Below are 13,234 nucleotides of genomic sequence, written 5' to 3'. Positions count from 1 at the left end.
ACACGCATTCTTTCAATGGAAGGCCGAGGAGAACGGGCCGCTAAGCGGATTCCGTTCCATCGCCCTCCCACGGAATAGGTTCATTCCAGCTTACTTGCGTCCGCTGATCAGCGTATGTCCGGTCATGGCAGCAGGCTGTTCGACACCGATCAATTGCAGAAGGGTCGGAGCCAGGTCAGCCAGAATGCCGCCTTCACGAAGCTCGACGTTCTTGTCCGTCAAGATGAACGGAACCGGCTGCGTCGTGTGAGCGGTGAACGGTTTGTCTTCCGTATCGCGCACGATATCGGCGTTGCCGTGGTCGGCGGTGATCAAGACCACGCCGCCCTTGGCGGTGATCGCTTCGACAAGCTTGCCGAGGCATTCGTCAACGGTTTCGACCGCCTTGATCGTCGGCTCCATGAGACCGGAGTGACCGACCATGTCGGGGTTCGCAAAGTTAAGGATGATCACGTCGTGCTTGTCTTCCGCGATCTCCTTCAGCGTGGATTCCGTCAGCTCGTACGCGCTCATCTCCGGCTGCAGGTCATAGGTAGCGACCTTCGGCGAGTTGATGAGGACGCGGGTTTCGCCTTCATACTGCACTTCCTTACCGCCATTGAAGAAGAATGTCACGTGCGGATACTTTTCGGTTTCCGCCGTACGGAGCTGCTTCAGTCCATTCTTGGAAAGAACGGAGCCAAGCGTGTCTTCAATCACTTTCGGTGGGAAGGCAACGTCGCCATTCACCGTCTCGCTGTACGTCGTCATGCAGACGAACGCCAGATCGTGCGGGTGCTTCGGTCCGCGGTCAAAGCCGGCGAAGTCATCCACGGTAAAGGCTTGAGACAGCTGAATTGCGCGGTCCGGACGGAAGTTGAAGAAGATGATGGAGTCGCCATTATCAACCGTTCCGTTCGTGTGCCCTTCAGCATCGGTGATGACCGAAGGAAGGATGAACTCGTCGAATACGGAGTTTTCGTACGACTTCTCAACTGCCTCATCGGCGCTGTTATACTGCAGCCCTTCTCCGTAAACAATCGCACGGTACGCTTTCTCTACACGTTCCCAGCGTTTGTCGCGGTCCATCGCGTAGTAGCGTCCGATGACCGTCGCGATTTTGCCGACGCCGATCTCCTTGATCTTGGCTTCCAGCTCTTCGATGAAGTCCCGGCCGGAGCTCGGGGCTACGTCGCGGCCGTCCATGAAGGCATGAACGTACACTTCGTTTAACCCTTCGCGTTTTGCCAGCTCGAGGAGGGCAAACACGTGGTCGATGTGGCTGTGTACGCCGCCGTCGGAGAGAAGGCCGAACAGATGCAGCTTCTTGCCGTTCGCTTTGGCGCGGCGAACTGCGCCAGCCAAGTATTCGTTCTCGAAGAATTCGCCGTCGCGAATGGACTTCGTTACCCGAGTCAGGTCCTGATAGATGATCCGGCCGGAGCCGATGTTCAGGTGTCCTACTTCGGAGTTGCCCATTTGACCGTCGGGAAGACCGACGGACTCGCCGCTTGCTCCGAGCTGCGTATGCGGGTATTCAGTCCACAGCCGATCAAAAACCGGCTTCTTGGCTGCCGCGACCGCGTTGCCCTGCGCTTCGGTCCGCAGACCGAAGCCGTCGAGGATAATCAGCGCTGCTGGTTTGGGTCTCGTCATGATTAACGTGCCCCCTCAACAAGCTGAATATAGGAAGCCGGCTCCAGGCTGGCACCGCCTACGAGAGCGCCGTCGATGTCGGACATGCCCATGTATTCCTTCACGTTGGCGGGTTTCACGCTGCCGCCGTATTGGATGCGGATGGCTTCCGCCGTCTCGGTACCGTACAAGCCTGCAATCAACTCGCGGATGTACGAGATGACTTCGTTCGCATCCTCGGAGGTCGAGGACTTGCCGGTTCCGATCGCCCAGATCGGTTCGTAGGCGATGACCGTTTTGGCGGCAAGCTCTTTGTCGAGGCCTGCGAACGCCGCTTCGGTTTGCACCTTGCAGACGTCCTTAGTGCGGCCCGCTTCCCGCTCTTCCAGCTTCTCGCCGACGCAGACGATCGGGGTCAGGTCGTATTTGAAAGCTGCCTTCATCTTCTTGTTTACGGTCTCGTCGGTTTCGGCGAAGTATTCCCGGCGCTCGGAGTGTCCGATGATGACGTAGTCTACGCCCAGCTCCTTCAGCATTTCGCCGCTGATTTCGCCGGTGTAGGCGCCGTTATCGGCCCAGTGCAGGTTTTGTGCGCCAACCTTGATCGCCGTTCCCTTGAAAGCTTCCACCAGAGCGGGCAGGTTGGTGTAGGGCGCGCATACGACGCTCTCCACGCCTTCCACTTCCGCTTTGCCTTTCGCTTCTTCCGCGAAGGCGAGCGCTTCTTTGACCGTTTTAAACATTTTCCAGTTGCCGGCAATGATCGGTTTTCTCACCGTGATTCCCTCCTTTGCGGCGGCCCGTTTGGACCGCTCTTGTGCTGCTGTCTGTAAACAACGGATCGGGTACGAGCCCGGGCTCCTTCGACTTCGTGGAACAGGGCTCCGATCGCTGTTGGTTTTGGAAGCCCTCGATTCAATCTCTTCGATGTCGGCTTCCAAAATCCAAAGGCGAACGCTAGCGCTTCTCCACCCTGTTCCCGAGCCTCATCCGCCCATGTCGTCCCGTCCGTTACGAACGACCACCTTCCCGGCGGCTGCCGGGAGGCGGAAACTTATTTGTCTTGCAGAGCCACAACACCCGGAAGAGCCTTGCCTTCCATGAATTCCAGGGAAGCGCCGCCGCCCGTGGAGATGTGGTCCATCTTGTCTTTCATGTTGAATTTCTCAACCGCTGCAGCGGAGTCGCCGCCACCAATAACGGTGTAGCCTTCCGTGTCAGCGCAAGCTTGGCATACGCCGAGGGTACCGGCTGCGAATTTATCCATTTCGAACACACCCATCGGTCCGTTCCAGACGACGAGTTTGGAATTCTTGATGACTTCGGCATAGGCCTTGGTCGTTTCCGGTCCGATGTCGAGTCCCATCCAGCCAGCAGGAATTTCGTTGGCCGCAACGGTCTTCACGTTGGCGTCGTTGCTGAATGCGTCGGCAGCCACGATGTCAACCGGCAGCAGAAGCTTAACGCCTTTTTCTTCAGCCTTCTTGATGAAGCCGAGGGCGACGTCAATCTTCTCTTCGTCAACGATGGAGTTACCGACTTCATAGCCCTTTGCCTTCAGGAAAGTGAACAGCAGGCCGCCGCCGATGATGATGTTGTCAGCCAGCTTGATCAGGTTGTCGATGACGTCGATCTTGTCCTTGACCTTGGCTCCGCCGATGATAGCGGTGAAGGGACGTTCCGGATTGCTCAAAGCTTTGCCAAGAACGTCAAGCTCCTTCTCCATGAGCAGACCCGATACGGCCGGCAGGTAGTGCGCGATACCTTCCGTGGAGGAGTGAGCGCGGTGAGCGGCGCCGAAAGCGTCGTTTACGAAGATATCGGCCAGCTCAGCGAATTGCTTGGCGAGCTCGGGATCGTTCTTCTCTTCGCCCTTGTGGAAGCGGACGTTTTCAAGCACGAGAACGTCGCCGTCTTTCATGTCGGCGATTTGAGCCTTAACAGCATCGCCTACGGATTCGTCGGCTTTCAGAACCGGCTTGCCGAGCAGCTCGGACAGACGAACAGCTGCCGGAGTCAGGCGCATGGATTCGTTCACTTCGCCTTTCGGACGACCCAGGTGGCTCGCCAGAATGACTTTGGCGCCTTTTTCGATCAGGTATTTCACGGTCGGCAGCGTTTCAACGATACGGGTATCGTCGGTGATCTTGCCGTTTTCCAGCGGAACGTTGAAGTCGACGCGGACAAACACGCGTTTGCCAGCTACATCGATGTCGCGAACACTCTTCTTCATGAGGGTTCCTCCCCGGTCTATAATGGTCAAAAAGCAGTTAGAAGAGCGGAAACGTTATAGCCGGTTTCCGCTCTCTCTCTTTTGCTTAAAGGGGCTTGCGCCAACCTTATTTCGCCAGCTTAGCGAAGTATTCCAAGGTACGGATCAGTTGAGCGGTGTAAGACATTTCGTTGTCGTACCAGGAAACGGTCTTCACGAGTTGCTTGTCGCCAACCGTCAGAACCTTGGTTTGCGTAGCGTCGAACAGGGAGCCATAGGTGCAGCCCTTGATGTCCGAGGATACGATTTCGTCTTCGGTGTAGCCGTAGGATTCGTTAGCGGCTTCTTTCATCGCTGCGTTGATTTCATCAGCGGTGACCGATGCGTTAAGAACGGTAACGAGTTCCGTCAAAGAGCCGGTAGCAACCGGAACGCGTTGAGCGGCTCCGTCGAGTTTGCCCTTCAGGTCCGGAATGACGAGGCCGATGGCTTTGGCAGCACCGGTGGTGTTCGGAACGATGTTCTCAGCAGCAGCGCGAGCGCGGCGGAAGTCGCCTTTGCGGTGCGGAGCGTCGAGGGTATTTTGGTCGCCGGTGTAGGCGTGGATCGTCGTCATCAGGCCTTCTACGATGCCGAACTTGTCGTTCAGGACTTTCGCCATCGGAGCGAGGCAGTTCGTGGTGCAGGATGCGCCGGAGATAACCGTTTCGCTTCCGTCAAGGATATCATGGTTGACGTTGTAAACAACGGTCTTCATTTCGCCGGTAGCCGGAGCGGAGATGACAACCTTCTTGGCGCCGCCCTTCAGGTGAAGTTCAGCTTTTTCCTTCGTTACGAAGAAGCCGGTGCACTCGAGAACGATGTCGACACCGAGTTCTCCCCAAGGCAGTTCTTCGGGTTTCGGGTTAGCCAGAACCTTAACTTCTTTGCCGTTCACTTTGAAGAAACCGTCATGAACTTCAACGTCGCCGTTGAAAGATCCTTGAGTCGTATCGTATTTGAGCAGGTGAGCCAGCATTTTTGCATCGGTCAGGTCGTTGATGGCTACAACTTCGATTCCTTCTACGTTTTGAATACGACGGAATGCCAGACGTCCGATACGGCCAAACCCGTTAATCCCTACTTTTACTGTCATGGTAACTCCTCCTATGTGGATAAAAATGATGGTACCTATATCTCAAGACGGCGATGCCGTCAAGAAAACCGATTGCGTGCTGCGCGTCCGGCCAACCTATACGTATTCGCCAAACAATGCGCAATTCCTTCCAAGCCTCAAGCTTCCTGTAAAATATAGCGGGCCGCCGCTTCGTCGGTTACGAGAATATGCTCAAGCCCGTGCCGCAGAACAGCCGCGATACAGCCGCCCTTGCTGCCGCCGCCAGCGACGGCGATCAAGGTATCCACCTGCTTCAGATCCTCCATCTTGAGGCCGAGAGTCGGCATCCGATAGACAACCTGGCCGGTACGGTCGAAGTAATACCCGAAGGCTTCTCCGCGCGCTCCCGATCTTTCCAGCTCCGCCAAGGTCGCTTGCTCAACCTTCCGCCTCTTGGCCATAACGGTAGCTTCTCCGATTCCGTGAAGCAGAATACGGGCGCTCTTCATCACTTGAATCATTTCCCGAATGTTCGGCTCTTGAATCAGCGAATGGTAGGCTTCTTCTCCCAAATGATCAGGCACATGCAGCAGGCGGTATTGTCCGCCCGTCTTCTTGGCCATGACGGAAGCCAGCGTATTCGCCTGGAATTCAACACTTTCACCAATCCCTCCTCGGGCCGGTACGAACAGGCTCCCTTTGAGGGCTGAACTCGGTGTCAGTTGGGCCGCAACCTCCGCAAGGGTCGAGCCGCCGGTCACCGCAATGACGGTTTCCTCGGTCACCGCTTTGCGCAGAGCCGCCGCCGCAGCGCGCCCCATCTCCTTCTTGGTGTAATCGGACTCATCCGAATCACCGGGAACGACGATGGCGTCACGCAGCGAGAATTTCTCCTTCAAGGCTTCTTCCATCCGGCTGTAGCCGAAAAGCTCCTTGATCATCGGCTCCATCTCGTCAAGCAGCCGCTTGCCGGATGGAGTGACGCGCATGCCGAAGGATTCCACCTCCAGCAAGCCTTGCTCCTTAAGAAAATCCACTTCCGCACGCAGGACCCGTTCGGTCATGTTTAGCGCAGCCGCTAGCGTCCGGCGTCCAACCAATCGGTAGATCAAGACGTAATGGAGGATGGTGTAGCGCTTCTTGACGATGTCCAGCACATCGGGGACGAGCTGTTTCTGCATCTCCAGGACCGCTCTCATGTTATCACTCCCGCCTTGGACACCCAACGTCCCGCATAAGCATTTTTTGTCCCACGATACGAATATTTCTTTGTCCCAGATACCATTTTAGCGGATTATGGAACGGGGTGCAAGTTTGTCCGTTTCGAAGTTTGGTTAAGTTTTTGTGAAATGTCCCGGCGGGACCGATTACATCCCACAGAGGCTCCATTTCGCTCTCTTTCTCTCGCGATTTTGCCGTTTTTGAAACAATCCGCTCTGAGCAGAAAGTTCTCCTTGCTTTTTCTCATTAGCTCGCCTATAATATTACTTGCTGGCTTCGAAAAGCAGCCATTTATGCGCCCGTGGTCCAATGGATATGACGTAGGCCTCCGGAGCCTGAGATCGAGGTTCGATCCCTCGCGGGCGCGCCATCTACTTTATCATCGAACGTCCTTTAGAAGGGCGTTTTTTTGTTATCCAAAAGAAATGTCTGACCTTTTTTGACTTTTGTTCTTTTTTTGAGTAAGATGGGTATAGTTTCACCGAAGGCTGTGCAAGAAAGCAAATTATGGCCGAGTGCAAAAGGAGGAAATCCGCATGAGTTTTATTCCAATGGTTGTCGAACCCGACTCCCGCGGGGAACGGGCGTATGACATTTACTCCCGGCTCTTAAAGGACCGCATCATCTTCCTGGGAAGCCAGATCAACGACGCGGTGGCCAACGCCATCATCGCTCAGCTCCTGTTCCTGAGCGCTCAGGATTCGGAGAAGGATATCAGCATTTACATCAACAGCCCGGGCGGGTCCATTACCGCTGGCATGGCCATCTATGACACCATGCAGTTCATCAAGCCCGATGTCTCCACCATCTGCGTGGGCATGGCGGCTTCCATGGGCGCCTTTCTTCTGACGGCGGGAGCCAAAGGCAAGCGTTACGCCCTGCCGAACAGCGAAGTCATGATCCACCAGCCACTCGGCGGAGCCGAAGGCCAGGCAAGCGACATCGAGATTCGCGCGAAGCGCATCATCAAGCTGCGCGAGAAGCTGAACGGCATCTTGGCCGACCGTACCGGCCAACCGCTGGAACGCATCGATAAGGACACGGACCGTGACTACTTCATGACCGCCGACGAGGCGCTCGCCTACGGCATCATCGACAAGGTCATCGAATCACCGGCCAAGAGCCTGCTGTAAAGAAATTCGCTGCGCACTGCAGAAAAGGCTGTCTTCTCCGTTTACCGGGGAAGACAGCCTTTTTTTGTACATGAATGGGGAAGCGCTCCCTTAGAGGAGCGAGGTAATAGGAAAAAAGGCTCGTCCCTGCCGAATCAAAAAAGCTTCCCGACACGGAAGCTTCTTCGGCGGCAAAGCGGCCGGTTACTGGTTCTCCAGCTCTTCCTTGCTGACAAGCGCGACTAAAGCGTTTACAGCCTGATCGGAATCCGCACCTTCGGCGCTTATGGAAATTTCTGTACCTGTGCTGATTGCAAGGCTCATGATACCCATGATGCTCTTGGCATTCACTTTCTTCTCGTCCTTCTCCACGAAGATCTCCGAAGAGAATTTGTTGGCCTCTTGGACGAAGAGAGCAGCCGGTCTGGCGTGCAGACCCGTTTTCAAACGAACCACAGCGGGACTCTTAGACATGAACCAATACCCCCATTGCATGAATTTTCTTCTATAGAAACAAAAGGGAACGAATAGGAATGAGTTTTTGTCCATTATAACATTTTTTCCAAAGCAGCACTAGAAAAATCATGGAACTTGCATGGAACTCTCCTTAAGCGCGTTGTTCACTCAAACCCCATCGTTTTCCGTACCCTTTCCCAAACCAACTGACGCGACTCCTATTCCCATGATAAAAGTCGATTGCATACTAGCGGGAGCTCCTCAGCTTATCCGCGATCTCATCCAGCTTGCGCAGACGATGGTTGACTCCGGATTTACTCACGCTCCCCTTGAGCAGATCGCCCACTTCCTTCAGGTTGATATCCGGATGCTTCAGCCGGACCTCGGCCACCTCCCGCAGCTTTTCCGGAAGGTTGTCGAGCCCCATCTCCTTCTCGATCAGCCGGATGTTGTCGATCTGCCGGACGGCCGCCCCAATCGTCTTGTTGAGGTTGGCGGTCTCGCAGTTCACGATCCGGTTCACCGAATTGCGCATGTCCTTCATGATCCGCACATCCTCAAACCGCAGAAGAGCTTGATGAGCTCCGATCAGGCTGAGGAAATCGATGATCTTCTCCCCTTCCTTGAGGTAGAAGATGAAACCTTTCTTGCGCTCGATGCAGCGGGCGTTCAACTCAAATCGATTGGCCAGCTGAACCAGCGAGTGGCAGTGTTCCTCATACATGGACGCGATCTCCAGATGGTAAGAAGAACCTTCTGGATTGTTCACCGATCCTCCCGCCAGGAAGGCGCCGCGCAGGTATGCCCGCTTGCAGCAATTGTTCTTGATCAGGTCCTTGTCGATACCTGGCGTGAAGAGAAAGCCTTCGGAGGATACGATCTTGAGGTCCGACAAAATCTCCTGTACCCTGAGCGGCACGCGAACAATGTAGACGTTGTTCTTTTTGAGCCGCATTTTCTTGCGAACGAGCAGCTCCGTATGCACCTGGTACAATTTCTTCAGCAGGAGATAAATCCGCCTGGCAATCGCTGCATTCTCCGTCGATATGTCAAGGACGATTCGTTGACCGGTGATTTGCACCGCTCCGTTCATGCGAATGAGCGCAGAAAGCTCCGATTTTTCGCAGCAGGCCCCACTTTCCAGCAGGGTCAGTTCTTTTTTGGTCTGCGCCGCAAAGGACACGGGAAATCACCTCTTTCGGACCATCCAGCTTTCCACCAGTTGATAGATATGATGGCTTAATTTGTCGGCATCATGCCGAAGGTACGTATGAAAATAAACGAGTTCATCGGCAATGACCTGATAGCCTTGCCGTTCTGCGTCTTCCAGGTCCAGCACGACTGGCGCCGCTCCCTCCTCGGAGTACATTTTTTCGACCTCCGGAGGGATCGTTCCGTTATTCACGATCACATAATCAAAGATCGGCTGGCCGATGTGATCATAGACGGCGTTAATGTGATCGCTCACCGAATAGGAATCCGTTTCGCCCGGCTGGGTCATGACGTTGCAGATAAAGATCTTCAAGGCTTTCGACTCGATGACCGCATTCGCAATATCGGGGACGAGCAGGTTGGGGATGATGCTGGTATACAAGCTGCCAGGCCCGAGGATGATGGTATCCGCCCGACGAATGGCCTCGACGGTTTCCGGCAGCGGGGCCACATCCTTAGGCTCGATGGAGATGCGCTTGATCCGGCGGCCGGCTTGAGGGATTTTGGACTCTCCAGTTACGAAGGTCCCATCCTCCATTTCGGCTTTGAGCACGATGGGAATATCCGCAGCGGGCAGCACCCGCCCGCGGACGGCGAGCACACGGCTCAGCTCGCGCACCGCGCTTACGAAGTCGCCGGTGATGTCGCTCAGCGCCGCCAGCATGAGATTGCCTAGCGGGTGGCCGATCAGGCCGTCCACCTGCTTGAAGCGGTATTGCAGCAGCTGGGATAACAGCGGCTCGGCATCCGCGAGCGAGCTCATGACGTTGCGGATGTCCCCGGGAGGGGGAATCTGCAGCTCATCGCGAAGCACTCCCGAGCTGCCGCCATCGTCCGCTACAGTGACGATGGCGGTGATATCGAGCGGCTTTTTCTTCAAGCCGCGCAGCATGACGGACAACCCTGTGCCGCCGCCGATGACGACGACATGGGGGAGATTTTCTTTTCCGGTCAAAGCATCCGTCAATTCCTCTACCTCCGGTCCCGTTCCGCATCACGGTGGCTTACGCGAACCGTCTCCGTTTCGCTTGCTCCGATGCGTTTACCCAAGTATTCGGCGATGGCGACCGAGCGATGCTTGCCGCCGGTGCAGCCGATCCCGATGACGACCTGGCTCTTGCCTTCCTTCCGGTATTGGGGGATGAGGAAGTTGAGCAGATCGAGAAGCTTGATCAGGAATTCCTGAGTGTCGCTCCATTTCATGACATAATCATAAACAGCCGGATCTTGCCCGGTCTGCGGCCGCAGGTTCTCTATATAATGCGGATTCGGCAGGAAACGTACGTCAAAGATGAGGTCAGCATCGATCGGAATCCCATATTTGAAGCCGAAGGAGATCACGTTGAGCACAAGCCCTTCGTTCCCCAGATGATTGAACCTTGACGTGATGATCTCCTTGAGCTGCCCCGGCTTCAGGCTGCTCGTATCGATCGACTGGCTGGCTAGCCCTCTCAGCTCCTCGAGCAGCTTACGCTCCTGCTGGATGCCTTCAAGCGGTGCTCCTCCCGGAGCGAGCGGATGCCGTCGGCGACTTTCCTTGTAACGTTGAACCAGAACGGAATCCGTCGCATCCAAGAACAGGATTTCGTAGCTGATCGTATGATTCTCCTGAAGCGAGTGCAGCGATTCCGTCAGAGCCCGGAAAAACTCGCGGCCGCGCAGGTCGATGACAAGAGCCACCTTGCCGATCTTGCCGTTCGATTGTTCAATCAGCTCGGCAAATTTCGGAATGAGCACTGGAGGCAGGTTATCTACACAGAAGAATCCGAGATCCTCCAGGCTTTGTACTGCAATGGTTTTTCCGGCGCCCGACATGCCGGTGATGATGACGAGCTTAGCAAGCGCAATCCGTTCCTCCATATCGATCCCTCCCCGTAAAGTATCTCCCGCGGTTCTGACCCGTGTAGCAGCTATTCCGCCGTCAGCGGGATACCTTTTTCGCCTGATCCGCCCAAGGCCGCTCGCCGGTATGATCCGGTTGAGCGGCCCGTGCTTTACAGCATTTCCTTATCGGAGGTTGAGACCGGCGGCACCGACGATACCCGCGTCATTGCCGAGCGTGGCCGGAACGATGTCGACGTTTTCCTGAACCTGAGCGGGGGTATATTTCTTGAAGATTTCCCGAATCGGCTGGAAGAGGATTTCACCTGCTTTGGATACTCCGCCCCCGACGATAAACCGCTTCGGGTTCAGCACAACCGCAAGTGCCGCCATGGAGCGTCCCAAGTAATAAGCCGCGCGGTTCACAATGCGCAGGGCGACTTCGTCGCCTGCCTTGGCCGCATCGAATACGTCCTTGGCCGTTATATTCTGAATCATCGCAAGCGAGGTTTTGTCGCCGCGTTGAACTGCATCCTTCGCCATCCGGATGATTCCCGTTGCCGAGGAGACCGTCTCTAGGCAGCCCATTTGGCCGCAGCCGCATTGAATGGCTTCGAGATCGGGTACCACCGACATATGTCCAAGCTCCCCGGCCATGCCGTCCGAGCCCTGATAGATCTTGCCGCCGATGATGATGCCTCCGCCCACGCCGGTTCCGAGGGTATAGCAGACGACGTTGGCAATTCCCGCTCCGGCTCCGCTCCAGGCTTCCCCGAGAGCCGCCACATTGGCGTCATTATCGATAGCGACCGGCTTGCCTAGTTTCTGCTCCAACGTAGCCTTTACCGGCACGTCATGCCATTTCAGGTTCGGAGAGAAGCGGACGATGCCTTCCGGAATGTCCAAGAAACCTGCCAGTCCGGCGCCGATTCCGGCTACATCCTCCCAGTTGTAGGGGGACTCGTCGACCAAGAGACGGACATACTGCGCAATGCGCTCCAGCACTTCATCGGGGCCGTGCTCAGAGCCGGTCGGCCCTTCATAGGTTTGCAGCAATTTGCCGTTCTCGTCGCAGAGTCCGACCTTGATGCTGGTTCCGCCCAGATCGACACCGACATACACTTTTCCTGACATTTGAATGTCACCTCTACACATGATTTGCTTGCCATTGCCCGATTCTCGCTCAAGACTCGATCGTCTTCGCATATGCAGCCTGCAGACATGCGAGCGATCCAAGCTGATCCGGCTCGGGAGGAATCCCGAGGTACAGGCGTGCGCCGCCCCAGTCCGGACATGACAATACAGGGACCGGATTTCTTTTCCCGGGCCTTGCAGATCACGGCATGAACGAGCTCGGACGCTTCTGTTCCAACTATATAGCTTCCTAGGTGTGCGGTCAAGGAAACGTTCATACAAAAAAGCTTGCTGGAACGGGAAAAACCCGACAGAGATCGATCGGGTTTTTCTCTCCTTGCACTCGTCTGCACCCTTCTCGACCAGACGCAGGCGCTAGTTCGATTCGTTAGACGGTCGTATTGGACAGGGTATGGCTCCAATCGTGGACCATTTCCCCTTCCAGGTATTTCTCGCAGTCGAGAGCCGCCATACAGCCGCTTCCCGCCGCCGTTATCGCCTGTTGATAACGTTGATCTTGAACGTCTCCGCAGGCGAAGACACCGGGGACATTCGTCCGGGTCGTCCCCGGATTCACGACGATGTAGCCCTGGTCGTCCGTCATCACTTGCCCTTCGAGGAACGCCGTGTTCGGATTGTGTCCGATGGCGACGAAGATACCGTCGGTCTCGAGTACCTCTTCCTGTCCGGTTTCGTTGTTGAGCACCTTCAGTCCGGTCACGCCCTTCTCGCCGGCGGTGACTTCAAGCGGTGAGCAGTTCAAGCTCCAAACGATCTTGGCGTTCTCCCGAGTACGGTCCTGCATGATCTTGGATGCGCGCAGCTCATTTCTCCGATGAACCACCCGCACCTCGCTGGCGAAGCGGGTGAGGAAGTGTGCTTCTTCCATGGCGGAATCTCCTCCGCCGACAACGATGATCTTCTTGCCGCGGAAGAAGAAGCCGTCGCAGGTCGCACAGGTGCTGACCCCTCTGCCGATGTTCTCCTTCTCTCCCGGTATGCTGAGCAGCTTGGCGGAAGCGCCGGTGGAGAGAATGACCGTCTCCGCTTCAATGACAGCCCCGCCTTCTAAAGTCAACTGGAAAGGAGAGCGGGACAAATCCGCCTTCACTACCCAACTGGAACGAAACTCGGCACCAAAGCGCTCGGCCTGGCTGCGCATATTCGCCATCAGCTCCGGTCCGAGAATGCCGTTCGGAAACCCGGGGAAGTTCTCGACTTCGGTCGTCGTGGTCAGCTGTCCACCCGGCTCCGGCCCTTCGATAACCAGCGGGTTCAGGTTGGCTCTCGCCAAATAAATCGCTGCGGTCAGGCCCGAGGGGCCTGTTCCGATGATCACGCTTTTGTACATGGCCG

Annotated in this window: 12 protein-coding genes and 1 tRNA gene; 2 read left to right on the top strand and 11 right to left on the bottom strand. The window is 55.9% G+C overall.

What is annotated here, in order from left to right:
- Positions 1 to 90 precede the first annotated feature (90 nt).
- From gpmI to BN2684_RS04775, 5 genes are all read right to left on the bottom strand, one after another.
- Entirely contained in the window at positions 91 to 1,635 is a 1,545-nt protein-coding gene (gpmI, locus tag BN2684_RS04795) for a 2,3-bisphosphoglycerate-independent phosphoglycerate mutase (protein WP_058301045.1), read from the bottom strand.
- A gap of 2 nt (positions 1,636 to 1,637) precedes the next feature.
- Positions 1,638 to 2,390, bottom strand: a complete 753-nt coding sequence (tpiA, locus tag BN2684_RS04790) for a triose-phosphate isomerase (RefSeq protein ID WP_058301044.1) — start codon at positions 2,388 to 2,390, stop codon at positions 1,638 to 1,640.
- A 278-nt stretch (positions 2,391 to 2,668) separates the two neighbouring features.
- Positions 2,669 to 3,847 carry a phosphoglycerate kinase gene (locus BN2684_RS04785; protein ID WP_058301043.1) on the bottom strand — a complete coding sequence of 393 codons (1,179 nt, stop codon included), beginning with the start codon at positions 3,845 to 3,847 and terminating at the stop codon, positions 2,669 to 2,671.
- Positions 3,848 to 3,953: 106 nt separating this feature from the next.
- Positions 3,954 to 4,961, bottom strand: a complete 1,008-nt coding sequence (gap, locus tag BN2684_RS04780) for a type I glyceraldehyde-3-phosphate dehydrogenase (protein WP_058301042.1) — start codon at positions 4,959 to 4,961, stop codon at positions 3,954 to 3,956.
- 137 nt (positions 4,962 to 5,098) lie between these two features.
- A complete protein-coding gene (locus BN2684_RS04775) occupies positions 5,099 to 6,121 on the bottom strand; it encodes a sugar-binding transcriptional regulator (protein ID WP_058301041.1) in 1,023 nt (340 codons plus the stop codon).
- A gap of 317 nt (positions 6,122 to 6,438) precedes the next feature.
- Between BN2684_RS04775 and BN2684_RS04770 the strand changes: the two genes are divergently transcribed.
- Positions 6,439 to 6,513 (top strand) — tRNA-Arg (locus tag BN2684_RS04770).
- A gap of 166 nt (positions 6,514 to 6,679) precedes the next feature.
- Positions 6,680 to 7,276, top strand: a complete 597-nt coding sequence (clpP, locus tag BN2684_RS04765) for an ATP-dependent Clp endopeptidase proteolytic subunit ClpP (RefSeq protein WP_058301040.1) — start codon at positions 6,680 to 6,682, stop codon at positions 7,274 to 7,276.
- A gap of 183 nt (positions 7,277 to 7,459) precedes the next feature.
- Here the strand turns inward: clpP and BN2684_RS04760 are convergent, their stop codons facing one another.
- The 6 genes from BN2684_RS04760 to trxB form a co-directional block, all read right to left on the bottom strand.
- Entirely contained in the window at positions 7,460 to 7,729 is a 270-nt protein-coding gene (locus BN2684_RS04760; protein WP_058301569.1) for an HPr family phosphocarrier protein, read from the bottom strand.
- 229 nt (positions 7,730 to 7,958) lie between these two features.
- Positions 7,959 to 8,894: a DNA-binding protein WhiA gene (gene whiA / locus BN2684_RS04755; protein ID WP_058301039.1), complete on the bottom strand. Its 936-nt coding sequence runs from the start codon at positions 8,892 to 8,894 to the stop codon at positions 7,959 to 7,961.
- Between the two features lie 6 nt (positions 8,895 to 8,900).
- Positions 8,901 to 9,890 (bottom strand): gluconeogenesis factor YvcK family protein, encoded by a 990-nt coding sequence (locus tag BN2684_RS04750; RefSeq protein WP_058301038.1) that lies wholly within the window; start codon positions 9,888 to 9,890, stop codon positions 8,901 to 8,903.
- Between the two features lie 5 nt (positions 9,891 to 9,895).
- Positions 9,896 to 10,783, bottom strand: coding sequence for an RNase adapter RapZ (gene rapZ, locus BN2684_RS04745; RefSeq protein WP_058301037.1), 888 nt, complete (start codon positions 10,781 to 10,783; stop codon positions 9,896 to 9,898).
- 147 nt (positions 10,784 to 10,930) lie between these two features.
- Complete coding sequence (locus tag BN2684_RS04740) at positions 10,931 to 11,878, bottom strand: ROK family glucokinase (protein ID WP_058301036.1); 948 nt, start codon at positions 11,876 to 11,878, stop codon at positions 10,931 to 10,933.
- Positions 11,879 to 12,266: 388 nt separating this feature from the next.
- Positions 12,267 to 13,229 (bottom strand): thioredoxin-disulfide reductase, encoded by a 963-nt coding sequence (trxB, locus tag BN2684_RS04735; protein WP_058301035.1) that lies wholly within the window; start codon positions 13,227 to 13,229, stop codon positions 12,267 to 12,269.
- Between the last annotated feature and the right edge of the window lie 5 nt (positions 13,230 to 13,234).

It is taken from the genome of Gorillibacterium timonense (assembly GCF_001457415.1).
GTDB lineage: Bacteria > Bacillota > Bacilli > Paenibacillales > NBRC-103111 > Gorillibacterium > Gorillibacterium timonense.
This window is presented reverse-complemented; position numbering and strand designations above follow the sequence as displayed.

Coding starts and splice junctions, on each gene's coding strand:
- rapZ (WP_058301037.1), bottom strand. CDS start 10,783: ATGGAGGAACGGATTGCGCTTGCTAAGCTCGTCATCATCACCGGCATG.
- gap (WP_058301042.1), bottom strand. CDS start 4,961: ATGACAGTAAAAGTAGGGATTAACGGGTTTGGCCGTATCGGACGTCTG.
- gpmI (WP_058301045.1), bottom strand. CDS start 1,635: ATGACGAGACCCAAACCAGCAGCGCTGATTATCCTCGACGGCTTCGGT.
- BN2684_RS04760 (WP_058301569.1), bottom strand. CDS start 7,729: ATGTCTAAGAGTCCCGCTGTGGTTCGTTTGAAAACGGGTCTGCACGCC.
- trxB (WP_058301035.1), bottom strand. CDS start 13,229: ATGTACAAAAGCGTGATCATCGGAACAGGCCCCTCGGGCCTGACCGCA.
- clpP (WP_058301040.1), top strand. CDS start 6,680: ATGAGTTTTATTCCAATGGTTGTCGAACCCGACTCCCGCGGGGAACGG.
- BN2684_RS04740 (WP_058301036.1), bottom strand. CDS start 11,878: ATGTCAGGAAAAGTGTATGTCGGTGTCGATCTGGGCGGAACCAGCATC.
- BN2684_RS04775 (WP_058301041.1), bottom strand. CDS start 6,121: ATGAGAGCGGTCCTGGAGATGCAGAAACAGCTCGTCCCCGATGTGCTG.
- BN2684_RS04785 (WP_058301043.1), bottom strand. CDS start 3,847: ATGAAGAAGAGTGTTCGCGACATCGATGTAGCTGGCAAACGCGTGTTT.